Source organism: Bacillus cereus group sp. BfR-BA-01309, assembly GCF_022664315.1.
GTDB classification, from domain to species: Bacteria; Bacillota; Bacilli; order Bacillales; family Bacillaceae_G; genus Bacillus_A; species Bacillus_A mobilis.
Genome location: NZ_JAKUHE010000018.1, coordinates 1 through 23576, shown reverse-complemented (window position 1 = coordinate 23576; position 23576 = coordinate 1). Strand labels below are relative to the sequence as shown.

Sequence of the window (23576 nt, the reverse complement as noted above, 5' to 3'; positions counted from 1 at the left end):
TATATTTTAAAAATTAATAAATTTTTAAAATATAATAAAAAAATAGAGTTATACATACGTATAACTCTACAAAATATGAGTATATTCCAAAATATTTTTTCCAATCAATAAAATAGTTACTAATAAAAATAAAGTTCTTACATATCCAACACCTTTTTGGACTGCAAACTTCGATCCAAAATAAGCGCCAAAAATCATCGACAATCCCATAATAATACCGTATTCAAAATGAATTACGTCTAAAAATAAAAAAGTAATTAAAGATACGATATTACTAACAAAGTTCAAAAGTTTTCCAGATGCTGCCGCTTGAATAAAATCCAAACCAATTAATAAAAATGCAAAAATTAAAAAGGATCCTGTCCCTGGTCCAAAAAAACCGTCGTAAAACCCTATCATCAAAATAACAAAGAAAAATATTAATGTTTTTCTTTTCGTCATCTTCTTATAGGTAGATACACTTCCCCAATCCTTTTTTGCAATAATATAAATAGCAATAAACACCAACATCACAAGCACTAACGGACGTAAAATATCCGGCGGAATAAACTTTACTACTAAAGCACCTGAGACCGCCCCTATAATAGTTAACGGGATTAACTTTCCTACAATTTTAAAATCGACCTTTCCTGATCGAATAAAATAAATTGCACTCGTAAACGTCCCCATCGTTGCCGCTAATTTATTTGTTGCAATTGCCGAAGCTGGTGGTAGACCAACAAACATAAGTGCAGGAAGCGAAATTAATCCTCCACCGCCAACAACTGAATCAATAAAAGCTGCTAAAAAGCCGAATGCAATTAATAAAATAATGACTTGAAAACTTAATTCTTCCATGTGCTTACCCCTTACCCCCATTATTTATAACATTTTAAATTATAACAAAATTATTCAAGAAAAAAAGCCGTTCCATAAAGGAACGGCCCTCCTATTTAATCTAAAATTTTCACAAATGGTTCATCTTGCTTCGCTTCACGTATAATAATCGCTTCTGGGCGTTCTACAGATTTAATCGTTACTTGTACTTTCATATAATTCGGGAAGTATTCTGTCACAAGCCCAGCTACATATTGTGTAAAGCCAATTATTTCTGCTTTCCCATTAAACTGGACCGGAATATCAAGCTTTATTTCCCTTAATTCATCGTCTCTATACATACCAGTACCGATAACAGCTGTATAGTCGCCCTGGAAATAATCGCTTAGTTTCGCTTTAAAGTTCGATACTCTCGCAAGATCTTCACGTTTATTATCTGTTTTCGCTTGTTCAGATGGGAACAAATAATACTTCTCATTAATTTGTTTCCAATCCTCAACCTTTTCACTACCTTTTTCTACATTCGCATAAGAGACAAAGTTACCTGGTACGAGCGAAGACTTTGGAGCCTGACGATACATCGCAAACGTTATCGGAACATTTTTTGTGTCAGGTTTTTTTTCATGCATAAATTTCAAGACTTCTTGCGCCATTTTTTTCCCTTCGGCTAACATTTTTTCTTGCTCGATTTTAGTTTCACGCGGATAACCATGCTCTTCCTCGTAATAGTGAACCGAATTCATTGCTAAACCAACTACAATACCTTGGAGTTCATCTGTTTCACCTTTTTTCACATAATAATCATGCTCTAAAATATTTGAAATATATATTGGATTTTTTTTATTTTTTTCCTCTAATGATTCTGATCCTCCACCTAACGCTGGGTTTAACCCAATGTTAGGAAATTTAACGGCATCTTTTTTTAACTTGTCCTCTAGTTCCTTTTGTTCAGCATCTGTACGCTTTCTTTTAACAAGCATCTGCACATTTTGAGTATCTAGAGCACTTCCACCTTTAAAGAAATGATCTTTCGTACTAAAGGATTCTTTTGCAATACGCATTAATCCTGTTTCAAATTCATCTATATCAAGACGATTACTTACTCCTTGTACAACTAAACCACGTGCAGCTCCTGCGTCAAATGGAATAGTCGTCTTATAATATTCATCCGAAATAGAGTACTTCGGAACGATTGCTTGTTCTTTTGCTTTCCCCGATTTCTCAACCACTTTTTCATCTTTATCGGCACCTGCACTACATCCACTTACAAGTAGACCAAGGCTTAATACCGCTAATGCTATTTTTTTCATGGTAAGTTTGCACCTCTTACTTATTTAGCTCTTGTAAGAACCTCTCTTCATTCCAAACCTCAACATTATGCTTCTCTGCTTGTGCTAATTTCGAACCCGCTGCTTCACCTGCAACAACTAAATCCGTACTTTTACTAACACTTCCTGTTACTTTTCCACCTAATGCCTCAATCTTCTTCTTCGCTTCACTACGTCCCATAACTTCTAATTTCCCTGTTAAAACGACAGTTTTTCCTGCGAAGTACGACTCAACATTTTGTAAATCAGCAATTTTTATACCTTTGTATGCCATATTCACGCCATACTCTTTAAATTGTTGTAATAGCTCTAATACGTCTTCATTATCAAAATACGTCACGACGGATTGAGCCATTTTTTCACCAATCTCGTTAATTGCTTTTAGCTCTTCTTCCGTTGCTTTCACAAGTGCATCCATCGTTTCAAAATGCTCTGCAAATGTACGTGCTGCTTTTGCTCCGACATGGCGAATACCAAGACCGAATAGTAATCGCTCTAATGAGTTTTCTTTAGAATTCTCAATTGCTTGCACTAAATTCGTTGCTGATTTTTCACCGAATCGTTCTAACTGCAATAATTGCTCTTTCGTCAACGAATATAAATTAGCAAATGTACGAATATAATCCGCATCAAAGAGTTGTGTAATGACACGTTCTCCAAGTCCATCAATATTCATTGCATTTCTTGAAACGAAATGAATTAACCCTTCTCGAATTTGAGCTGGACAAGTTGGATTTATACAACGAAGTGCTACCTCTTCTTCTAAACGAACTAGTTCACTCTCACATGCTGGGCAATGCGTTGGCATATGATATTCTTCTTCCTCACCAGTACGCTTATCGAAAATAACGTTCACAACTTCAGGAATAATATCTCCGGCCTTTTTCACTACAACATAGTCACCAATTCGAATGTCCTTTTCACGAATTAAATCTTCGTTATGTAAAGAAGCACGACGAACGATAGTACCAGCCACTCGCACTGGCTCTAGCTCTGCTGTCGGTGTTACAACCCCTGTACGACCAACACTTAATTCAATACCTGTTAATCTTGTTACAACTTCTTCAGCCGGGAATTTATAAGCAATTGCCCATCTTGGACTCTTTGCTGTAGTTCCTAAACTTTCTTGAAGAGCAACATCATCTACTTTTATAACGATTCCATCAATCTCATAATCAAGATGCGGGCGTTTTTCTTGCCATTCTTCTACATAAGCTATAACTTCTTCAATTGTTTCACATGTACGACGATTTGGATTTGTTTTGAATCCAAGTTCACCTAAGAAATCAAGCGATTCACTATGTGATGGAATTGTTTTTTCTTCTACATTCGCAAGACCATACACAAACATAGATAAGTTACGCTTCGCTGCAATTTTTGGATCAAGTTGGCGTATTGAACCTGCCGCCGCATTACGCGGATTCGCAAATACATCTTCACCATTTTGTTCTTTTTCTTCATTTAATTTAACGAATGAATGCTTCGGCATATAAGCTTCGCCTCGTGCTTCTAACGTTACTTCTTCATTTAAACGAAGCGGGATCGCTTTAATCGTTTTTAAATTTTGGGTAATATCTTCACCTGTTACACCATCACCACGTGTTGCTCCTTGAATGAAGCGTCCTTTTTCATAATGAAGTGAAACAGCAAGTCCGTCAATTTTTAATTCGCATATATATCTTACATTCGCATCATCAATTCCTTGGCGTACTCGTCGATCGAAATCACGTAAATCTCCTTCGTTAAATGCATTTCCTAAACTTAACATCGGTGATTTATGTGTTACTTTTTCAAATATATCAAGAACAGTTCCCCCAACGCGAATGGAGGGAGAGTCCTCACTCATAAACTCTGGATTCTCTGCTTCTAATTTTATAAGCTCTTGCATATTACGGTCATACTCCGCATCAGAAACAGAAGGATTGTCTAATACGTGATACTGATAGTTAAATGTATTTAACAAATCACGCAGTTCTTCTATACGTTGTTTTGCTATCTCTTTTGACATATCCTCATTCCTTTCCTATTGTTTCGTCACAGGTGCAAATTTTGCTAACAAACGTTTAACACCAATTGGGCTTGGGAACGCAATATCTAATTCTTTTGCATCACCTTCACCTTTTACACTGACAACTGTACCGACTCCCCATTTTTGGTGGGAAGCTTTATCTCCTACTGCCCAGCCGATTTGCTCGCCACCTGTCGTCTTAGCTGCAGGACTCGCGAAAGCTGAACGAGAGCGTGTTGTAGTTGTCATTGTCGTTCTGCTGTTACTAGCCGTTCTGCCTTTTGCACCAAACGAAGTTTCACGCTTCGGCGCTGTTTCATTTAACGATTCTACTAGCTCTGCCGGGATTTCTGTAATAAATCGAGAGGCAGCGTTCATACTTGTTCGACCAAATAAAGTACGCATTTGTGCATTGGATAAATATAACTCTTCTTCTGCACGCGTAATACCTACATAAGCAAGGCGACGCTCTTCTTGCATTTCATCTTCTTCCATTAGAGAACGAGTATGCGGGAATATTCCTTCCTCTAACCCTACAATAAAGACAACTGGGAACTCTAACCCTTTCGCTGAGTGCATCGTCATTAAAATAACTTCCTCACCAGCAGTTGGATCTTCATCGACACGATCAATATCAGCAACAAGCGCTAAGTCTGTTAAGAATGCAACAAGGCTCTTATCTTCGCTTTGAGATTCAAATGTTTGCGTAACAGATAAAAACTCATCTAAGTTCTCTAGACGACCTTCCGCTTCTAAAGTACGCTCGTTTTTCAACATATCGCGATAGCCTGTTTTTTCAATAACTTCTTCTACCAATTCCGTAACAGATAAATACTCTTGCATATTTACCCAGTTGTGTAATAAACCTGCGAATTCTTTTACTGCCTTTGTAATTTTTGCACTTACTCCAACATGCTCAATCTCATCGAATACAGCAGTTAATGAAATTCCATTTTGTACGCCGTAATTAATAATTTTATCGATAGAAGTCGCACCAATTCCGCGCTTTGGCATGTTAATAATACGTGCGAAACTAATCTCATCATCTGGATTCCCAATTAAACGTAAATACGCCAAAATATCTTTAATCTCTTTACGATCGTAGAACTTTGTACCGCCGACAATTTTGTAAGGAATATTAGATTTCAGGAAAATCTCCTCGACCATACGAGATTGCGCATTTGTACGATATAACACTGCAAAATCAGTATATTTTCTTTTTCCCATTTGAATATCGTCACGAATTTTTTTCGCAACAAAATACGCTTCGTCTTTTTCCGTTGCAGCACGGTAATACGAGATTTTGCTTCCAACTTGATTATCTGTCCATAATTTCTTCGGTTTACGGTTTGAATTTTTTTCAATAACAGCATTCGCTGCATTTAAAATATTTTGTGACGAACGATAGTTTTGTTCTAATAGAATAACTTGCGCATTCTCATAGTCTTTTTCAAATGACAAAATGTTAGAAATGTCAGCCCCACGCCAGCGATAAATAGACTGATCTGAGTCACCTACAACGCATAAATTTTTAAAACGTGCTGCTAAATGTTTAACAAGAAGGTACTGCGCTTTGTTCGTATCTTGATACTCATCCACGTGAATATATTGGAACTTGCGCTGATAAAACTCTAGTACTTCTGGAACACGTTCAAATAACTGAATCGTTGTCATAATTAAATCATCAAAGTCTAATGAGTTATTTTTCAAAAGACGTTTTTGATATTCTGTATATACATCGCTCGTTAATTTTTCATATGGATCAGCTATTGTAATTTTCTTTGCATATTTATCTGCAGATAATAATTCATTTTTCGCATTACTAATACCCGCTAAAATAGAGCGTGGCTCAAATTTCTTCGGATCAATATTACGTTCTTTCATGATTTTCTTCACAACCGTTAACTGATCGCCTGAATCTAAGATTGTAAAGTTACGATTAATACCAATACGATCGATATCACGTCTTAAAATACGTACACACATAGAGTGGAACGTAGAAATCCAAATATCTTCTGCTTCTGGTCCGACAAGTGTATCAATACGCTCACGCATTTCACGAGCCGCTTTATTTGTAAAGGTAATAGCTAGTACATTCCATGGTGCTACACCTTTTTCACCAAGTAAATACGCAATACGATGTGTTAACACACGTGTTTTACCACTACCTGCACCTGCCATTAATAGAAGTGGTCCGTTCGTTGTTTGTACTGCTTTTTGTTGCTGCGGATTTAAACCATTCAATAATCTATCTGTCTTACTCATATATGCCTGCACCTACTCTCCTTTTACTGCTTTAACTGTTTTTAACGCGGATTTTATATCATCATAAATAATATTTCCAACAACTACTGTATCAGCATACTGCGCCATTTCTTTCGCTTGTTCTGCATTAGAAATACCGCCTCCGTAATACAACTTCGCTTGTTTTAATTCTGCTTTTACATTTTTAACAAGTTCAACATCTCCATACGTACCGCTATATTCTAAATAAAATATCGGTAAACGTAATAGCTTGTCTGCTAAACGCGCGTATGCAATCACATCATCTTCTGTTACATCACATTTCGCATCTGTAAGCTGGGCTACTTTCGCTTCAGGATTTAAAACACAATACCCTTCCATGAAAATTTCGTCCCAATCCATAATATCCCCAAATTCTTTCAAAGCCTCATGATGAACGCCTGTTACCCATTCCACTTTTCGGCTATTTAAAACGCTTGGGATGTAATAAAAATCAAATCCTGGTGTAATTGCTTCTACATCAGAAACCTCTAACACACAAGGAACTGCATATCTACGAATACTAACTAGCATGTGCAGTACATTATCAATTGTCACTCCATCACTTCCGCCCACAATAACAGCATCTGTTCCAGACTCACAAATCATTTCTAAATGTTCATCACTTAACTCCTTATTTGGATCAAGCTTAAATACATGTTTCCACCCGGAAATATCGTACATGAAAACACCCTTTCTTTTCTCTATTTATATATATTTCTGTTCAAAATAACAGTTTATTTTCATTAGGATTTTTTAACTTCATCTTAAATATTTGTTTAAAACGGAGAATTAAGTTTGGAATTCCCTCTTCCATATTTTTTCAAACTAGAGGATTTAATTTTGAACTTCCTTTTATGCATTCTTTCATTATAACAAAAAAAGCTACTTACACACACGCACATTCCAACATCTTTTTCAACGTCAAATGTTGGATTACATATCCCCAAAATCACATGGGATACTAATAAGAGAAATAGTATTATCTATTTCAACTTTCATAAAAAGGAGTGTTTTTCTAATGAAGCAAAACATCGGTACAATAAATGCCCTAATTCGAATTACACTCGGACTTATCCTCTTCGGCTGTAGTAGTGCTAAACTTGTACGCAAGCCGTGGTGCACTTGGTCTAACGTCTTGCTATGGATTGGTGCAATGAAAATCGCAGAGGGAATTGTTCGTTTCTGCCCTGTTGTTGAAATGTGGAAATTCGGAAAATACATGAATATGGGGGCATTTAAAATGCCTAGCATGAATTTTACTGAAAAGGGACATGCTAAAGAAGAAGTGAATCAAACTTCCAATCACGACAAACCACGGTCAAATGGAAGTTTTGACGCTTCTGACAAAGAGATTGAGTCAGCGATTGAAGATATAATCCTGGCAAAACCGCTTTGAATCATTTGTCACGATGCAAGATGCTCTCAAAGGGACTTAGCTGCTGCAGTGGGCGGTTAAGTCTTCTTTATTTTACCACAAAACAGAACGTATATTCTTATTTTGAACCTTAAAATATACATAAGAGATACCCAACAATAAAATTCAGAAAATTAGGTGTAAACCTCTTGCTTAAAGTGATATAAAAGTGATATCATTTTTATATCAGGAGGCGATCATATGAAAGAAAAACAAGTTTTTTATGTTAATGGTTTTCTTGGGATTATTGGAATTTTGATTTTAGCCGCTATCGGTGTATTTTTCCTTATACAAGAAATTTTCATAGGAGCAGCATTAACTATTATTTTAGCCGTAGTTCTTGCTACAGGTATTGGTATTGTTCAACCAAACCAAGCGAAAGTCATTACGTTTTTCGGTAATTACTTAGGAACAATTCGTCAAAATGGTTTATTTTTAACGATTCCGTTCGCATTCCGTCAAACTGTATCGTTACGTGTGGAAAACTTTAATAGTAAGAAATTAAAAGTAAACGATGTTGAGGGAAATCCGATCGAAATTGCAGCCGTTATCGTATATAAAGTAGTTGATTCTGCAAAAGCAATGTTCGGTGTTGAACATTACGATCGATTTGTAGAAATTCAAAGTGAAACAGCAATCCGCCACGTTGCAACAAAATATCCTTATGACAATTTCCAAGATGAAACTTGCATCACGTTACGCGGAAATACGGAAGAAATCTCTGAAGAATTAAAACGTGAGTTAGAAGCACGCCTTGAAATCGCTGGCGTAGAAGTATTAGAAACTCGTTTAACACACTTAGCTTACGCAACAGAAATTGCCCATGCAATGCTACAGCGTCAACAAGCAAAAGCAGTATTAGCTGCTAGAAAAGAGATTGTTGAAGGTGCTGTGAAGATGGCAAAAGATTCAATCCATATGTTAGATGAGGAAGGCGTACTGGAACTCGATGACGAGCGTAAAGCAAATATGGTGAACAATTTATTAGTTGCCATCGTTTCAGATAAAGGTGCGCAACCAGTTATTAATACAGGAAGCCTCTACTAAAAGGTTGTAAATCATTATGGCTAAAAAGAAAAGCTTTCCATTACGTATTGATCCTGAATTACACGCTGTCATCGAAAAATGGGCGAATGATGAGTTTCGTAGCGTCAATGCACACATCGAATATTTGCTTCGAGAAATGGCAAAGCAAAAAGGAAAATTGAAAAAAGATAAAGATGCATAAAAAATCCCGCTGAGAAATCAGCGGGATTTTTTTAATACAATGATGATGTTTTCTTTGTAATTATATTCTAAAATACAAATATAACATTATTAATAGAGGTGGTTCGCTTTGCCTATAAAACATTACTATAAAAGAACGAGTTTATTCATCATTGTACTACTCTCATTCAATCTTGTCGCTTGCTCAAATAAACGACCAACGATTGATACATCCAATAAAGAATATAGTTTTGAAACCGCCGAAAAATATGGTGATGTCATTCAAAAGAATGACACAGTTTACAATATCGAAAAATTAGATACCTTCATTAAAAAATATAATTCAAATAAGAGTCACGCCATTCGCATCACCCGATTTAACGAAAAAGATGAACCTCTCATCATAGATTTAATGGTAAAAAAAGGGAGAGAGACAACCTCTTTGTATTATGATGTTGATTACTCAAAAATAAGCGACCGAAATACAGAAAACAAAGAAATTCGATATTCCAATAGTAGTTGCCAAAAAATTTCAAAGAAAGTTTCATCAACAGCAATAACTTATCAATTACAATGCCCTGACATTATCGATCTTGTAAAAATTCCTAAATAAAATAACATGAAAAGCGGAGAATGACCTACATCATTCTCCGCTTTTCTTACCACTAAAAAATTTAATATTACTAGCTTCTCGTCATCTCATGCCCAATTGCACGATATCCTATATCACTTCGGTAAAATAGACCATCACTCTCAATTTTGCCGATTTCTTTATATACCTTATCTTTCGCTTCTTGTAAACTATTTGCCTTACAAGCAACAAATAGTACACGGCCACCGTTTGTTACAAAGTCACCATGCTTCATCGCTGTGCCTGAATGGAAAACAATCACATCTCGCAATGCGTCTAATCCGTTAATAATGTCACCTTTTTTATATGCTTCTGGATATCCTTTCGAAGCAAGTACAACACCAATTACTGCTTCCTCTGACCATTGTAACGTTAACTCACTTTCATCTAATACAGCGTTACATACATCAACTAAATCATTTTCTAAGCGAGGTAATACTACTTCTGTTTCAGGATCGCCAAAGCGGGCATTAAATTCAATTACCTTTGGGCCATCATTTGTTAAAATAAGTCCCGCATATAAAATCCCTGTAAATGAACGGTTTTCTGCAATCATCGCTTTAGCAGTTGGATGTAATACCGTTTTTATCGCCTCTTGCACTGCTGATTCTGGAATTTGTGGTACTGGAGAGTACGCGCCCATTCCGCCTGTATTTGGACCTTTATCACCATCAAAAGCACGTTTATGATCTTGCGCAATTACCATCGGATGCACAATTGTCCCATTCACAAATGCCATTAATGAAAATTCTTGTCCATCTAAAAACTCTTCAATAACAACCTTCTTACTTGCTTCGCCGAACTTTACATCTTGTAACATTTCCTTCGCAGCTTGTAGTGCCTCTTCTAGTGTCATTGCTACTGTTACACCTTTACCAGCAGCTAATCCATCTGCCTTAATAACAATCGGTGCACCAACTTTTTGAATGTACTGTACTGCTTCTTCATAATCTGTAAAAGTTTCATATGCCGCAGTTGGAATATCATACTTTTTCATCAATTCTTTCGTAAAAGCCTTACTACCTTCAATAACAGCAGCCGCCTTATTTGGACCAAATACACGAAGTCCCTCTTCTTTAAAACGATCAACAATTCCATTCATAAGTGGAATTTCTGGTCCAACGAAAGTTAACTCAACCTTATTCTCTTTGGCAAATAGAACTAATGCATTAAAATCATTTTCATCAATATCAACTGGTGTTGCAACATCGCGCATACCTTCATTACCCGGTGCTACATATACCTTTTCTACCTTTTCAGATTGCGCAAACTTCCAAGCTAAAGCATGCTCACGCCCACCGCGTCCGATTACTAAAACATTCATATTTCATCCCCCAATACTTAAATAAGTACAAACTAGAAGCTATGCTCCTAGTTTGTTTTCATATCAATAAAAGTTTAAAAGGGAGGATCAAGAGAACCAAGCAGGTCGAGGCGCATTCGCCAGGAGGACACGGAGTGTAGCTTTCCTACATGAGTACCGCACTGGCAATGCAACGACGACATGCGACAGTTATCTTGACCGGACCTTTTAAACATCCTCTATTAGTGTTTGAAATGACGTACGCCAGTGAACACCATAGCAATCCCATACTTATCTGCCACTTTGATAGAATCTTCGTCACGGATTGATCCGCCTGGTTGAATGATTGCTGTAATTCCTGCTTTTGCTGCTTCTTCTACTGTATCTGGCATTGGGAAGAAAGCATCAGATGCAAGTGCGCTACCTTGTGCCTTTTCACCAGCTTGTGTAATTGCGATTTTCGCAGAACCTACACGGTTCATCTGTCCCGCACCTACACCAACTGTCATGTTATCATTCGCTAAAACAATTGCATTTGATTTCACATGTTTTACAACTTTCCAAGCTAGTTTTAAATCTTTCCACTCTTGCTCTGACGGTTCACGTTTTGTCGGAATTGAAATTGTACTTCCATCTAATGATAACGTATCTTCCTCTTGAACAAGAAGACCACCTTGTACAGAAGTTAATTTTTTACTTGCACTTGTCGATTTTTCAATATCTACAGTTAGTAAGCGTAAGTTCTTCTTGCTTTGCAATACGTCTAAAGCTTCTTGTGAGAACGAAGGAGCGATAACAATTTCTAAGAAAATTTCATGTAACTTTTCAGCTGTAGCTTTGTCAATTTCACGATTTGCTGCAATAATACCACCAAAAATGGATACTGGATCTGCTTCATAAGCGCGTGTGTATGCTTCATGAATATCAGTTCCTACTCCAACACCACATGGATTCATATGTTTTACCGCTACTACTGCTGGTTCTGTAAATTCTTTCACGATACTAAGCGCTGCATCTGCATCGTTAATATTGTTATAAGATAATTCTTTACCGTGTAATTGTTCTGCGTATGCAACAGAAGAAGTTACAGCGAATGGTGCTTTATAGAATGTTGCTTTTTGATGTGGATTTTCTCCATAACGCAAATCTTGTTTTTTCTCAAATGTTACTGTTAATGTTTCTGGGCTTTCTTCACCCATTTGCTCTGTTAAATAGTTAGAGATTAACGCATCATATGCCGCTGTATGGCGGAATACTTTCGCTGCTAATTTACGTTTCGTTTCTTCTTTTACTTCACCGTTCTCTTTCAGTTCTGTTAATACAACATCATAATCTACTGGATCTACAATTACCGATACAAATTTATGATTTTTCGCAGCAGAGCGAATCATTGTTGGACCACCGATATCAATATTTTCAATTGCATCAGCAAATGTTACATCAGGCTTAGCGATTGTTTCTTTGAATGGGTATAAGTTAACAACAACATAATCAATTGGCTCCATACCTAACTCATTCATTTGCGCTACATGCGTTTCATTATCGCGAACTGCTAATAGACCACCATGAATATTTGGATGTAATGTTTTTACACGACCATCCATAATTTCCGGGAACCCAGTTACTTCAGAAATACCGATTACTTGTAAGCCGTTTTCTTCTAGTAATTTTTTCGTACCACCTGTTGATATAACTTCGATCCCTTGTTCTAGTAAACCTTTAACAAATTCTACTACTCCTGTTTTATCTGAAACACTTACTAATGCACGCTTTTTCATCTATCCTTCACCCCTGGTTGTATGTTAGTTAACAGTTGGTTCTTTCACAGATTGAACAATTTGATTCACTGTATTTACGTATAATTTATGTTCAACTTGTTGAATTTTCTTTTGTAAGCTTTCTCTCGTATCCCCTTCAGAAACAACTACCGCTTCTTGCGCAATAATTGGCCCTGTATCCATACCTGCATCTACATAATGAATCGTTACTCCAGTTACTTTTACACCTGCTTCTAACGCTTGACCAACAGCATCTTTCCCTGGAAAACTCGGCAGTAGTGATGGATGAATATTAATAATCCTTCCGCCGTAAGCTTCTAGTAAAGTCGGTCCAATTAAACGCATATATCCAGCTAAAATAACATAATCAATTTCATACTCTTCTAGCTTCTTTAATATTTCTTTTTCAAACGCTTCTTTTGACCCATATGCTTTCGCTGAAAAAGCGAAACATGGGATATGATGATAATGTGCTCGTCCAACAGCGCGTGCTTCTGGTTTATCACATACTAATAAACTAATATCGGCGTCTAACCTTTTTTCTTCTACCGCATTGATAAGAGATTGAAAGTTAGAGCCGCTCCCAGAAGCAAAAACTGCTAATCTACTCATAGTGTCGCTCCCCCATTAAAGGTAACGCCAGCCCCTTGTACAGTACGTCCAATAATACTAGCTGTTTCTCCTTGCTCTTCAAGTAGACGAACAATATCTTTTGCCTCTTCTTCCTTCACCGCTACTACCATACCAATACCCATGTTAAAAATATTGAACATTTCTTTCTCTTCTAGTTTTCCAACTTCTTGAAGTAAACTGAAGATCGGTTGAATTTTCCAAGATCCTAATTCAATTTCTGCACCGATTCCTTCTGGTAACATACGTGGAATATTTTCAATGAATCCGCCACCTGTAATATGCGCCATACCGTATACTTCATATTTCTTCAATAGTTCTAAAATAGGTTTGACATAAATTTTCGTTGGTTTTAATAATTCTTCACCAAGAGGTAGTTCTAAACGTCCGTAAATGCGATCTAAAGATAGTGCTCCATCTTCTAGTAATACTTTTCGTACTAAAGAATAGCCGTTACTATGAATACCGCTAGATGCTAAGCCAATTAATACGTGACCAGCTTCAATTTTTTCACCTGTTACAATTTTCTTTTTATCAACAATACCAACTGTAAAACCAGCTAAATCGTATTCTTCCGTAGAATACATCCCTGGCATTTCAGCTGTTTCTCCACCAATTAATGCACAACCAGCTTGGCGACAGCCCTCTGATATACCTTTGACGATGTTTTCAATTTTACTAGGTTCAGCTTTACCACAAGCAATATAATCAAGGAAGAAAAGCGGCTCTGCTCCTTGGACAACAATATCATTTACACACATTGCTACTGCATCAATACCAATTGTGTCATGTTTATCTGCCATAAAAGCGAGCATCAATTTCGTTCCCACGCCATCTGTTCCAGATACTAATACAGGTTCTTCTAATGCAAATTTTGATAGATCAAACATACCTCCAAAACCGCCTAAACCGCCTAGCACTTCTTTTCTCATTGTTGTTTGTACGTGTTTTTTCATGCGAGATACCGCTTCATATCCAGCTTCAATATCTACTCCTGCTTGCTTATATGCATTCGCCATCGTTATCTACACCTCGTCTTTTAATTTCTCCCTATCTAGGGCCGGCCGTTGTAAGAAAGAAGCTAGCTTCTACATCAAAAGAAGTAGAAGCCTTTTTCTTCTTATTTCATACTTTCTAAAAGCTCTTGCTCATAATCATAAAGAGCTGTTGGGTAATCTCCATTGAAGTACGCCATACATAGACCGCCATATTTCCCTTCATATGGACGTCCAATTGCATCTACTAATCCATCTTCACTTAAAAATGTTAATGAGTCTGCACCGATTATTTCACGAATTTCTTCTACTGTATGATTTGCTGCAATTAATTCTTTTCTCGTTTGAATATCAATGCCATAGAAGCATGGATATTTCAGAGGTGGTGACGCAATTCTTACGTGAACTTCTGTCGCTCCAGCCTCACGAAGCATACGAACAATTCGTTTACTCGTTGTTCCTCTTACGATAGAATCGTCAATCATAACAACTCGTTTTCCTTCAACTACACCTCTTACTGCTGAAAGCTTCATCTTAACCCCTTGCTCTCGCAGTTCTTGAGAAGGTTGAATAAACGTACGTCCAACGTAACGATTTTTAATTAATCCTAACTCATATGGAATACCTGTTGCCTCCGCATAACCAATTGCTGCCGAAATACTAGAGTCTGGCACGCCAGTAACAACATCAGCTTCAATAGGAGCTTCTACCGCCAAACGTTTTCCCATGTTTTTACGTGCTGCATGGACGTTAATACCTGCAATGTTAGAATCTGGACGTGCAAAGTAAATGTACTCCATACTACAAATTGCATGATCTACTTCATTTGTAAAACGATCTACGTGAATTCCTTCATCATTGATGATAAGTAGTTCACCTGGTTCTACATCACGAATGTATGTTGCACCTACTACATCGAAAGCACATGTTTCCGATGCTACAACGTAAGCATCCCCCATCTTTCCAATTGAAAGAGGACGGAATCCATTCGGATCTAGCGCAACGATCATTTCATTTCCAGTTAGTAAAAGATATGCAAACGCACCTTTCACCTTATTTAGAGCCTCTTTTACACTCTCAATTAATGAATCTTTCGTACTACGTTTAATAAGATGTAAAAGTACTTCTGTATCTGAACTTGTTTGAAAAATACTTCCCTCTGCTTCTAATTCGCGGCGAAGCATTTTTGCATTAATTAAGTTTCCGTTATGAGCTAATGCCATACTATGATCAGAAAAACGGAATAATAATGGTTGAACGTTAGCAACTTCACTTCCGCCAGCTGTCGCATATCGTACGTGTCCAATTGCTGATTTTCCGTTTAAGCCTTCTAGCTCACCTCTTGAAAATACTTCCGATATTAAACCTAACCCCTTGTGACCGACAATTTTCTCACCATTATTTACGACAATGCCTGCGCCTTCTTGTCCACGGTGCTGCAAACTATGCAATCCGTAATACGAAACTTGTGCTGCATTTTCATGCCCCCAAATTCCAAAAACGCCACATTCTTCATTTAACCCCTTTATTTCAGCAAGCATGGGATTGCCCCTTTCCAAGCCTTTCTCATTTCATCTACATTTGCTGTAAGTAATACTTCATTTTCTTCATTATGAATTGTTACTTCATTTGTATTTGTCACTTCTCCAACTTGAATTGCTTCTACCGCTTTCTCGAACGCTTCCTTATTTTCATGTTTTACAGTTATAACGAAGCGAGATTGTGATTCAGCGAATAATACGGCTGTTGCTTCTCCATCTAATTTCACAGTAGCACCTAAGCCCTTAGCACCAATCGCACTTTCTGAAATCGCAACTGCTAAACCACCTTCTGCAACATCATGAGCAGATTGAACAAGGCCAGCTTGAATCGCTGCTAATACTTGTTTTTGACGCTTTAATTCTACATCTAGATCGATGCTTGGTGATTGACCGAAAATTTTGCCGTGAATCATTTTCTGTAATTCACTTCCACCAAACTCAGCTTTCGTCTCTCCAATTACATAAACTAAATCGCCAGCTTGCTTAAATTCTTGTGTTGTTACATGTTTTAAATCGTGTACAAGTCCAACCATCCCAACTGTCGGTGTTGGATATACAGCTTCACCACTACGTTCGTTATACATTGATACGTTTCCGCCGATAACTGGCGTTTGTAATGTACGACAAGCTTCACTCATACCATCTACTGATTTCTCAATTTGCCAGAAGATCTCTGGTTTTTCTGGATTACCGAAGTTTAAGCAATCTGTAATTGCAAGTGGCTCTCCCCCAGAACATACGATATTACGTGCTGCCTCTGCTACTGCAATTTTACCGCCCACTTCTGGATCTAAATAAATGTAGCGAGAGTTACAATCTGTCGTCATTGCTAATCCTTTTTCCGTACCGCGTACACGTACAACTGCTGCATCTGAACCTGGTGTAACAACTGTGCTTGTGCGAACTTGATAATCATATTGATCATAAACCCACTCTTTACTTGCAATCGTCGGTTGTTGTAATAGAGCGAATAATGTTTCTTTATAATTTTCTACTTTTGGTGTTTCCATTTTCATTGCCTGGAATTCAGCAAAGTATGCTGCTTCTTTTGATGGTTTATGATAAATCGGTGCTTCTTCTGCAAGAGCATCTGCTGGTACTTCAGCTACCTTTTCACCTTTATGGAATAAGCGAAGCATTTTGTCTTCCGTTACTTTCCCCATCGTAACGGCTGCAAGACCATACTTCTCAAATAAATCTACTATCTCTTGCTCTCTACCCTTTTTCACAACAATTAGCATACGTTCTTGTGATTCAGATAGCATCATTTCATATGGTGTCATTCCTGTTTCACGCTGCGGTACATCATCTAAGTACATTTCAATACCCATTCCCGCTTTACTTGCCATTTCTGCAGAAGATGATGTTAAACCAGCTGCACCCATATCTTGAATTCCAACAAGTGCATCCGACTGAATAAGTTCTAAGCAAGCTTCAATCAGAAGTTTCTCCATAAATGGATCTCCTACTTGAACTGCTGGGCGCTTCGCTTCTGAGCTTTCAGATAACTCTTCAGATGCGAATGTTGCACCGTGAATACCGTCACGACCAGTTGATGCTCCTACGTACATTACTGTATTTCCAGCACCGTGCGCTTGCCCTTTTTTAATATCTTCGTGGTTAATTAAGCCTACGCACATTGCATTTACAAGTGGATTCCCTTCATAACATGGATCAAACTGTACTTCGCCGCCAACAGTCGGAATGCCGATACAGTTACCGTATCCTGCAATCCCTGCTACTACTTCTTCGAATAAATATTTCACACGTGGTGACTGTAATTCACCGAAGCGAAGTGAGTTTAATAGAGCTACTGGGCGTGCTCCCATAGAGAATACGTCGCGGATAATACCACCAACGCCTGTTGCTGCTCCTTGATATGGTTCAATAGCAGATGGGTGGTTGTGACTTTCCATTTTAAATACAACCGCTTGATTATCACCGATATCTACAATTCCAGCACCTTCCCCAGGTCCTTGCAGAACGCGCTCACCTGTTGTTGGGAATTTTCGAAGTACTGGTTTTGAATTTTTATAACTGCAATGTTCAGACCACATAACAGAGAATAATCCTGTTTCTGTATAATTCGGCAGACGGCCTAAAATCTTTTCAACCATAGCAAACTCTTCGTCTGTTAGCCCCATTTCCGCATATATGCGCTCTTCTTTAATTTGTGTTGGATTTGGTTCAAGCATTAACGACATATGTTTCCCTCCACTGTTTTAAGATAGATTGAAAGACTTTTAACCCTTCAGCACCGCCAAGTAATTCGTCTACAGCACGCTCTGGGTGTGGCATCATACCAAGTACATTTCCTTTTTCGTTTACAATACCAGCAATATCTGAAACGCTTCCATTCGGATTTTCTACGTAACGGAATGCGATTTGATTATTCTCTTCTAATCTTTTTAGCGTTTCTTCATCACAATAGTAATTACCCTCACCATGCGCGATTGGAATATTGATTACTTCATCTTTTTCATATTGTGATGTAAACATCGTTTCATTATTTTCAACTCGCAACTGAACAGTGCGACACATGAATTTTAAGTTTTCGTTTCTCATTAACGCTCCTGGTAGTAATCCTGATTCAACAAGAATCTGGAATCCATTACATATACCTAAAATCGGCTTTCCTTGCTCAGCAGCTTTTTGCACTGCTTTCATTGCATTCGCAAAGCGAGAAATAGCACCGCAGCGTAAGTAGTCACCGTAAGAGAATCCACCTGGTAGTAAGATTGCATCATATTCATCTAAATTCTCTGTATCGTGCCAAACGTAATCTACTTCTTCGCCGAGCTCATCTTTAATTGCATGGAACATATCAACATCACAGTTCGAACCTGGAAATACTATTACGGCAAATTTCACTGTGCGACAACCTCCTCAACTTCATAACGGAAGTCTTCCATTACAACGTTTGCTAATAGTTTTTCACACATTTCTTTTACCTTTGCGTCAAGGTCAGATACCGATTTATCAATTGTTAGTTCCATGTATTTTCCGATTCGAACGTCTTGTACTTCTGTAAATGAAAGACTATGAAGTGCTCCTTTTACCGCTGTTCCTTGTGGATCTAATACGCTTTCTCTTAATGTTACATATACCTTAACTTTATACATGTGAAATTCCCCCTAAACGTTTTAAAATCTCTTCATAAGCATCTGTTAAATTTCCAAGATCGCGACGGAATACGTCTTTATCAAACTTTTCATTGCTCGTTTCATCCCATAAACGGCAAGTATCTGGTGAAATTTCATCCGCTAAAATAATTTCTCCCTCTTCCGTTACACCAAACTCTAATTTAAAATCTACTAATCTTACACGACAGCTTGCGAAATGATCAATCAACACTTGATTGATTTGTAGAGCCATTTCTCGTAATACGCTTACTTGCTCTGGCGATGCAACGTTTAATACACGAATATGATCTTCCGTTACAAGCGGATCTCCTAAATCATCATCTTTGAAGTAAAATTCTACGATTGGTTCTGCAAGTGCAGTTCCCTCTTCCATTCCTAATCGTTTTGAAAGACTTCCTGCAATTACATTTCTTGTGACAACTTCTAAAGGAATAATACTCACTTTTTTAACAAGTTGCTCTATCTCAGATAACTTCTCAACAAAATGTGTTTTAATTCCTACTTCTTGTAACTTTCTGAACAATAAAGTTGTAATCTCATTGTTCAAACGACCTTTTCCTGTAATCGTCTCTTTTTTCTCCCCATTGAAAGCAGTCGCACTATCTTTATACTCTACCCAAACCATATCTGCTGATTCTGTACGATAAATTCTTTTTGCCTTACCTTCATACAGCAATTCTAGCTTTTGCATTTCGCAAGCCCCCTGTAGTTTGAAAAATGTGAATAATGTTTTTATAAAGAATGGCACAGAATGACTCTATTCTGTGCCATATGAAATTTTACGCTTCGTTTAATCCTAGGCGTTCAAAGATTGTATCAACGTGTTGCATATGATGCTCATAGTTGAAGCATTCATTAATTTCTTCTTGTGTTAACTTGCTCGTAATACGCTCATCAGCTTCTACAAGCTCTTTAAATTGTACTTGTGTTTCCCAAGCTTCCATCGCTTTAGGCTGTACGATATCATAAGCTTCTTCACGTACCATACCTTTATCGATTAATGTAAGCATTACGCGCTGAGAATAAATTAAGCCGTATGTTCTTGTCATATTGCGTTTCATATTCTCTGGGTATACAGTTAAGTTTTTAACGATATTACCAAAGCGATTTAACATGTAATTTAACGCGATTGTAGCATCTGGTAAAATTACGCGTTCTGCTGAAGAGTGAGAAATATCACGCTCATGCCATAATGGAACATTTTCATAAGCTGTCATCATATAACCACGGATAACACGAGCTAAACCAGTCATGTTTTCAGATCCGATTGGATTACGCTTATGTGGCATTGCAGAAGAACCTTTTTGGCCTTTTGCGAAAGCTTCTTCAACTTCACGTGTTTCACTCTTTTGTAAACCACGGATCTCAACTGCCATCTTTTCGATAGATGTTGCAATTAGTGCAAGTGTTGACATGTAATGAGCATGGCGATCACGTTGCAATGTTTGTGTTGAAATTGGCGCTGCTTCTAAGCCTAAGTTTTCACAAACATACTTTTCTACGAATGGATCGATATTTGCGTATGTACCAACCGCACCAGATAATTTACCAACGCGAACTGTATCAGCAGCTTGTTTGAAACGCTCTACGTTACGTTTCATTTCTTCATACCAAAGACCAAGTTTTAAACCAAATGTTGTTGGTTCTGCATGAACACCGTGTGTTCTTCCCATCATGATCGTGTACTTATGCTCTTTCGCTTTGTTAGCTAAAATGCTTACAAAGTTTTCTAAGTCTTTTAATATGATTTCATTCGCTTGTTTTAAGATATAAGATAACGCTGTATCTACTACGTCTGTAGATGTTAAACCGTAATGAACCCATTTACGTTCCTCACCTAATGTTGGTGTTTCTGATACAGCACGAGTGAATGCAACTACATCATGACGTGTCTCTTTTTCAATTTCATAAATACGATCAATATCAAATGATGCATGCTCACGAATTTTTTTAACATCTTCTTTTGGAATATCGCCAAGCTCAGCCCATGCTTCACAAGCTAAAATCTCAACTTCTAACCACGCTTTAAATTTGTTCTCTTCCGTCCAAATTGCACCCATTTCTGGGCGTGTATAACGACTAATCATTTTTTTCCCTCCAACAGTTGTTCTTGATGGTCCCAAATATGCAAACTCTTCGCTTTTTCTAGAGCGACTTCAATATTATCATTTAAAATATTAACATGCCCCATTTTTCGCTGCGCTTTTGCTTCTTCTTTTCCATACAAGTGTAAATAGCACCCGGTTAATCTATTCACTTGTCTTAGGACCCCTTCTATATGTTCGCCTAAAATGTTTACCATGACAACTGGTTTTAACAAATTTGTTTCTCCAAGAGGTAAATTACAGATTGCTCGAATATGTTGACCAAACTGACTCGTTTCACATGCATCCTGTGTATAGTGTCCTGAATTGTGAGGTCTTGGCGCTAATTCATTAATGTAAATCTCACCATCAGCTGTAGCAAACATCTCTACCGCTAGTGTTCCCACAAGTTCTAGTTCATCCGCGAGCACTTTTGCATAAGCAATTGCTTTTTGAGAAAGTTCTTCTGTAATGCGAGCTGGAACGATAGATTCATGCAAAATGTTATTTACATGAATATTTTCCGCTACCGGAAATACTTTCGTTTCACCACTTACACTACGAATGACAATAACTGATACTTCTTTTTCAAAAGGCACCCATTTCTCTAAAATACACTCTGCTGCATTTGCAAGCTCTCGCGCCTTATCAACGTCAGCTTCACTTCTTAAAACAACTTGCCCTTTCCCATCATATCCACCTGTCGTTGTTTTTAAGACGGAAGGATATGATAACTCGGCGATTGCTTCAGTAAGCTGCTCTTGCGTTTGAACCAATCTATACGTTGCTACTGGTAATCCCGCTTTTTCAATTGCATTCTTTTCTGTAAAACGATTTTGCGTTTTACTTAACAACTGACTGCCTTGCGGTAAGTAAGCATGTTTTTCTAGCCATTGTAAACATCTATAATCAATATTCTCAAATTCATATGTGACGACATCACTGATCTCTGCTAAATGCTGAATTGCTTTTAAATCGTCATATGATGCAACAATTTCAATATCAGCAACTTGCGCACATGGTGAATTTTTTGTAGGATCTAAAACAGCAATTTTATATCCCATCTCCTTAGCAGCCAGTGCCATCATTCTTCCTAGCTGGCCGCCTCCAATAATGCCGATTGTTTTTCCAGGTAAAATGATTCTCGTCATACTAGCTCACTACCTTCGCGCACATCTTTTTCAATTGCTTCTCTTCTCAATTCTAATGCATCATGTATATCATCATGGAATGATCCAAGTATTTGTGCAGCAAGTAAACCAGCATTTGTTGAACCAGCCTTACCAATTGCAACAGTTGCAACCGGAACCCCTCCTGGCATTTGGACGATGGATAATAATGAATCTAAGCCGTTTAACGCTTTTGATTGAACTGGAACTCCGATTACAGGAAGATTCGTCTTCGCTGCAACCATTCCTGGTAAATGCGCTGCTCCACCAGCTCCAGCAATAATAACTTTCAATCCACGTTCACGAGCCGTTTCTGCATATTCAAACATATAATCCGGAGTCCGATGAGCTGATACAACTTTTTTCTCATACGGTATATTTAATTCATCTAAAATGTCACAAGCATATTTCATTGTTTCCCAGTCTGACGTGCTTCCCATTATGACTCCAACTAGTGATTTCATATTAGAATCCCCCCGATTCAAATAAAAAAAGCCTGAAATAGAACAGTTTCTCTTTTACTATGAGAGAAAGTGCTCTACTCAGGCATACGTATCCCTTGTGAATAGAAAAATACCGAGTGACTTTCCCTCATAGTCTAACGAATAACGGTCGTTAGGTAGAGACTTGCAGGCCATATCCCCGCGATTATATGAGGTCTTATATATTATTCTTTCTATGGCTATATTAACAATATTTCATAAACAATGTCAACAAATAATCGAATGTTTTTTTATTACTTACCAATAACGTTCGTGTTTTAGTTATATTCAAAAGAATAATTGTAACTATATGCAAGAAGGATAAGAAATTAGAACATATATTTCTAGAAATCTATCTTACATATAATCGTTTATATTCATTTTATAAGGAGAACAATAACAAAAAAACAACTACACTCTTTCTCATTTATTCTTTTGTATCGCAGTTATTGCTGTAATGATCAAATACTCCTTTATATCACATCACACTTTTTTTTAACGTTTCCTATCATAAGGATTATTTTAAGAGCACTCGGAAAACCTGAAAAACAAAAAATCATTGCTATTACTTTGAATAGCCTTATTTTCATTCTTTTTTCTTCTTTAAGGTTATATAAAAATAAACACAAAAAAAACCTAAGTCGATTCGACTTAGGTTTTTGCTTGGCGATGTCCTACTCTCACAGGGACAAGGTCCCAACTACCATCGGCGCTAGAGAGCTTAACTTCCGTGTTCGGTATGGGAACGGGTGTGACCTCTCT

Annotated in this window: 21 protein-coding genes, 1 rRNA gene and 1 riboswitch; of the genes, 4 read left to right on the top strand and 18 right to left on the bottom strand. The window is 37.5% G+C overall.

The window, feature by feature from the left end; all coding sequences use genetic code 11:
- Nucleotides 1-66: 66 nt before the first annotated feature.
- The 5 genes from MR115_RS24800 to pcrB all read right to left on the bottom strand — a co-directional run bounded on the left by MR115_RS24800 (nucleotide 67) and on the right by pcrB (nucleotide 7119).
- Entirely contained in the window at nucleotides 67-837 is a 771-nt protein-coding gene (locus tag MR115_RS24800; protein WP_061679437.1) for a TSUP family transporter, read from the bottom strand.
- Between the two features lie 95 nt (nucleotides 838-932).
- Complete coding sequence (locus MR115_RS24795) at nucleotides 933-2126, bottom strand: CamS family sex pheromone protein (protein ID WP_061679438.1); 1194 nt, start codon at nucleotides 2124-2126, stop codon at nucleotides 933-935.
- A 16-nt stretch (nucleotides 2127-2142) separates the two neighbouring features.
- Nucleotides 2143-4152, bottom strand: a complete 2010-nt coding sequence (gene ligA, locus MR115_RS24790) for an NAD-dependent DNA ligase LigA (RefSeq protein ID WP_242243086.1) — start codon at nucleotides 4150-4152, stop codon at nucleotides 2143-2145.
- Nucleotides 4153-4167: 15 nt separating this feature from the next.
- Entirely contained in the window at nucleotides 4168-6417 is a 2250-nt protein-coding gene (gene pcrA / locus MR115_RS24785) for a DNA helicase PcrA (protein ID WP_063261867.1), read from the bottom strand.
- Nucleotides 6418-6429: 12 nt separating this feature from the next.
- Nucleotides 6430-7119, bottom strand: coding sequence for a heptaprenylglyceryl phosphate synthase (gene pcrB / locus MR115_RS24780; protein WP_000272092.1), 690 nt, complete (start codon nucleotides 7117-7119; stop codon nucleotides 6430-6432).
- 337 nt (nucleotides 7120-7456) lie between these two features.
- On the opposite strand from pcrB, the gene MR115_RS24775 reads away from it, so the two are divergent.
- From MR115_RS24775 to MR115_RS24760, 4 genes are all read left to right on the top strand, one after another.
- Nucleotides 7457-7834 carry a YgaP family membrane protein gene (locus MR115_RS24775; RefSeq protein ID WP_000812333.1) on the top strand — a complete coding sequence of 126 codons (378 nt, stop codon included), beginning with the start codon at nucleotides 7457-7459 and terminating at the stop codon, nucleotides 7832-7834.
- Between the two features lie 219 nt (nucleotides 7835-8053).
- A complete protein-coding gene (locus tag MR115_RS24770; protein ID WP_242243085.1) occupies nucleotides 8054-8899 on the top strand; it encodes an SPFH domain-containing protein in 846 nt (281 codons plus the stop codon).
- Between the two features lie 16 nt (nucleotides 8900-8915).
- Nucleotides 8916-9080, top strand: a complete 165-nt coding sequence (locus tag MR115_RS24765; RefSeq protein WP_001085171.1) for a type II toxin-antitoxin system antitoxin — start codon at nucleotides 8916-8918, stop codon at nucleotides 9078-9080.
- A 108-nt stretch (nucleotides 9081-9188) separates the two neighbouring features.
- The gene (locus MR115_RS24760) at nucleotides 9189-9671 is read left to right on the top strand and encodes a DUF4362 domain-containing protein (RefSeq protein WP_242243084.1); all 483 of its coding nucleotides are present in this window, start codon (nucleotides 9189-9191) and stop codon (nucleotides 9669-9671) included.
- Nucleotides 9672-9741: 70 nt separating this feature from the next.
- On the opposite strand, the gene purD is transcribed toward MR115_RS24760, so the two are convergent.
- The 13 genes from purD to rrf all read right to left on the bottom strand — a co-directional run.
- Nucleotides 9742-11013: a phosphoribosylamine--glycine ligase gene (purD, locus tag MR115_RS24755; RefSeq protein WP_242243083.1), complete on the bottom strand. Its 1272-nt coding sequence runs from the start codon at nucleotides 11011-11013 to the stop codon at nucleotides 9742-9744.
- A gap of 221 nt (nucleotides 11014-11234) precedes the next feature.
- The gene (purH, locus tag MR115_RS24750; RefSeq protein WP_242243082.1) at nucleotides 11235-12770 is read right to left on the bottom strand and encodes a bifunctional phosphoribosylaminoimidazolecarboxamide formyltransferase/IMP cyclohydrolase; all 1536 of its coding nucleotides are present in this window, start codon (nucleotides 12768-12770) and stop codon (nucleotides 11235-11237) included.
- A 24-nt stretch (nucleotides 12771-12794) separates the two neighbouring features.
- Complete coding sequence (gene purN, locus MR115_RS24745) at nucleotides 12795-13382, bottom strand: phosphoribosylglycinamide formyltransferase (protein ID WP_000088565.1); 588 nt, start codon at nucleotides 13380-13382, stop codon at nucleotides 12795-12797.
- Nucleotides 13379-14419: a phosphoribosylformylglycinamidine cyclo-ligase gene (gene purM, locus MR115_RS24740; RefSeq protein ID WP_098375562.1), complete on the bottom strand. Its 1041-nt coding sequence runs from the start codon at nucleotides 14417-14419 to the stop codon at nucleotides 13379-13381. The genes purN and purM overlap by 4 nt, the downstream gene beginning before the upstream one ends.
- A gap of 101 nt (nucleotides 14420-14520) precedes the next feature.
- Nucleotides 14521-15936 (bottom strand): amidophosphoribosyltransferase, encoded by a 1416-nt coding sequence (gene purF / locus MR115_RS24735; protein ID WP_061680300.1) that lies wholly within the window; start codon nucleotides 15934-15936, stop codon nucleotides 14521-14523.
- On the bottom strand, nucleotides 15921-18140 hold the full coding sequence (gene purL / locus MR115_RS24730) for a phosphoribosylformylglycinamidine synthase II (protein WP_242243081.1): 2220 nt from the start codon (nucleotides 18138-18140) through the stop codon (nucleotides 15921-15923). Before purL ends, purF begins: the two co-directional genes overlap by 16 nt.
- Nucleotides 18124-18807 (bottom strand): phosphoribosylformylglycinamidine synthase subunit PurQ, encoded by a 684-nt coding sequence (gene purQ, locus MR115_RS24725; protein ID WP_242243080.1) that lies wholly within the window; start codon nucleotides 18805-18807, stop codon nucleotides 18124-18126. The genes purL and purQ overlap by 17 nt, the downstream gene beginning before the upstream one ends.
- Nucleotides 18804-19058: a phosphoribosylformylglycinamidine synthase subunit PurS gene (gene purS / locus MR115_RS24720; RefSeq protein ID WP_000278820.1), complete on the bottom strand. Its 255-nt coding sequence runs from the start codon at nucleotides 19056-19058 to the stop codon at nucleotides 18804-18806. Before purS ends, purQ begins: the two co-directional genes overlap by 4 nt.
- Entirely contained in the window at nucleotides 19051-19770 is a 720-nt protein-coding gene (gene purC / locus MR115_RS24715; protein WP_242243079.1) for a phosphoribosylaminoimidazolesuccinocarboxamide synthase, read from the bottom strand. The genes purS and purC overlap by 8 nt, the downstream gene beginning before the upstream one ends.
- 88 nt (nucleotides 19771-19858) lie before the next feature.
- On the bottom strand, nucleotides 19859-21166 hold the full coding sequence (gene purB / locus MR115_RS24710; RefSeq protein WP_000625687.1) for an adenylosuccinate lyase: 1308 nt from the start codon (nucleotides 21164-21166) through the stop codon (nucleotides 19859-19861).
- On the bottom strand, nucleotides 21163-22314 hold the full coding sequence (purK, locus tag MR115_RS24705) for a 5-(carboxyamino)imidazole ribonucleotide synthase (protein WP_061680296.1): 1152 nt from the start codon (nucleotides 22312-22314) through the stop codon (nucleotides 21163-21165). Before purK ends, purB begins: the two co-directional genes overlap by 4 nt.
- Complete coding sequence (gene purE, locus MR115_RS24700; protein ID WP_000839367.1) at nucleotides 22311-22796, bottom strand: 5-(carboxyamino)imidazole ribonucleotide mutase; 486 nt, start codon at nucleotides 22794-22796, stop codon at nucleotides 22311-22313. Before purE ends, purK begins: the two co-directional genes overlap by 4 nt.
- Before the next feature lie 110 nt (nucleotides 22797-22906).
- Nucleotides 22907-23008: riboswitch (purine riboswitch) on the bottom strand.
- Nucleotides 23009-23475: 467 nt separating this feature from the next.
- Nucleotides 23476-23576, bottom strand: a 5S ribosomal RNA gene (gene rrf / locus MR115_RS24695); the annotation flags it as partial.

Bases quoted from the DNA above. Each gene is read 5' to 3' on its own strand.
- MR115_RS24800 (WP_061679437.1), bottom strand. From the start codon at position 837: ATGGAAGAATTAAGTTTTCAAGTCATTATTTTATTAATTGCATTCGGC.
- MR115_RS24795 (WP_061679438.1), bottom strand. From the start codon at position 2,126: ATGAAAAAAATAGCATTAGCGGTATTAAGCCTTGGTCTACTTGTAAGT.
- ligA (WP_242243086.1), bottom strand. From the start codon at position 4,152: ATGTCAAAAGAGATAGCAAAACAACGTATAGAAGAACTGCGTGATTTG.
- pcrA (WP_063261867.1), bottom strand. From the start codon at position 6,417: ATGAGTAAGACAGATAGATTATTGAATGGTTTAAATCCGCAGCAACAA.
- pcrB (WP_000272092.1), bottom strand. From the start codon at position 7,119: ATGTACGATATTTCCGGGTGGAAACATGTATTTAAGCTTGATCCAAAT.
- MR115_RS24775 (WP_000812333.1), top strand. From the start codon at position 7,457: ATGAAGCAAAACATCGGTACAATAAATGCCCTAATTCGAATTACACTC.
- MR115_RS24770 (WP_242243085.1), top strand. From the start codon at position 8,054: ATGAAAGAAAAACAAGTTTTTTATGTTAATGGTTTTCTTGGGATTATT.
- MR115_RS24765 (WP_001085171.1), top strand. From the start codon at position 8,916: ATGGCTAAAAAGAAAAGCTTTCCATTACGTATTGATCCTGAATTACAC.
- purD (WP_242243083.1), bottom strand. From the start codon at position 11,013: ATGAATGTTTTAGTAATCGGACGCGGTGGGCGTGAGCATGCTTTAGCT.
- purH (WP_242243082.1), bottom strand. From the start codon at position 12,770: ATGAAAAAGCGTGCATTAGTAAGTGTTTCAGATAAAACAGGAGTAGTA.
- purN (WP_000088565.1), bottom strand. From the start codon at position 13,382: ATGAGTAGATTAGCAGTTTTTGCTTCTGGGAGCGGCTCTAACTTTCAA.
- purM (WP_098375562.1), bottom strand. From the start codon at position 14,419: ATGGCGAATGCATATAAGCAAGCAGGAGTAGATATTGAAGCTGGATAT.
- purF (WP_061680300.1), bottom strand. From the start codon at position 15,936: ATGCTTGCTGAAATAAAGGGGTTAAATGAAGAATGTGGCGTTTTTGGA.
- purL (WP_242243081.1), bottom strand. From the start codon at position 18,140: ATGTCGTTAATGCTTGAACCAAATCCAACACAAATTAAAGAAGAGCGC.
- purS (WP_000278820.1), bottom strand. From the start codon at position 19,058: ATGTATAAAGTTAAGGTATATGTAACATTAAGAGAAAGCGTATTAGAT.
- purC (WP_242243079.1), bottom strand. From the start codon at position 19,770: ATGCAAAAGCTAGAATTGCTGTATGAAGGTAAGGCAAAAAGAATTTAT.
- purB (WP_000625687.1), bottom strand. From the start codon at position 21,166: ATGATTAGTCGTTATACACGCCCAGAAATGGGTGCAATTTGGACGGAA.
- purK (WP_061680296.1), bottom strand. From the start codon at position 22,314: ATGACGAGAATCATTTTACCTGGAAAAACAATCGGCATTATTGGAGGC.
- purE (WP_000839367.1), bottom strand. From the start codon at position 22,796: ATGAAATCACTAGTTGGAGTCATAATGGGAAGCACGTCAGACTGGGAA.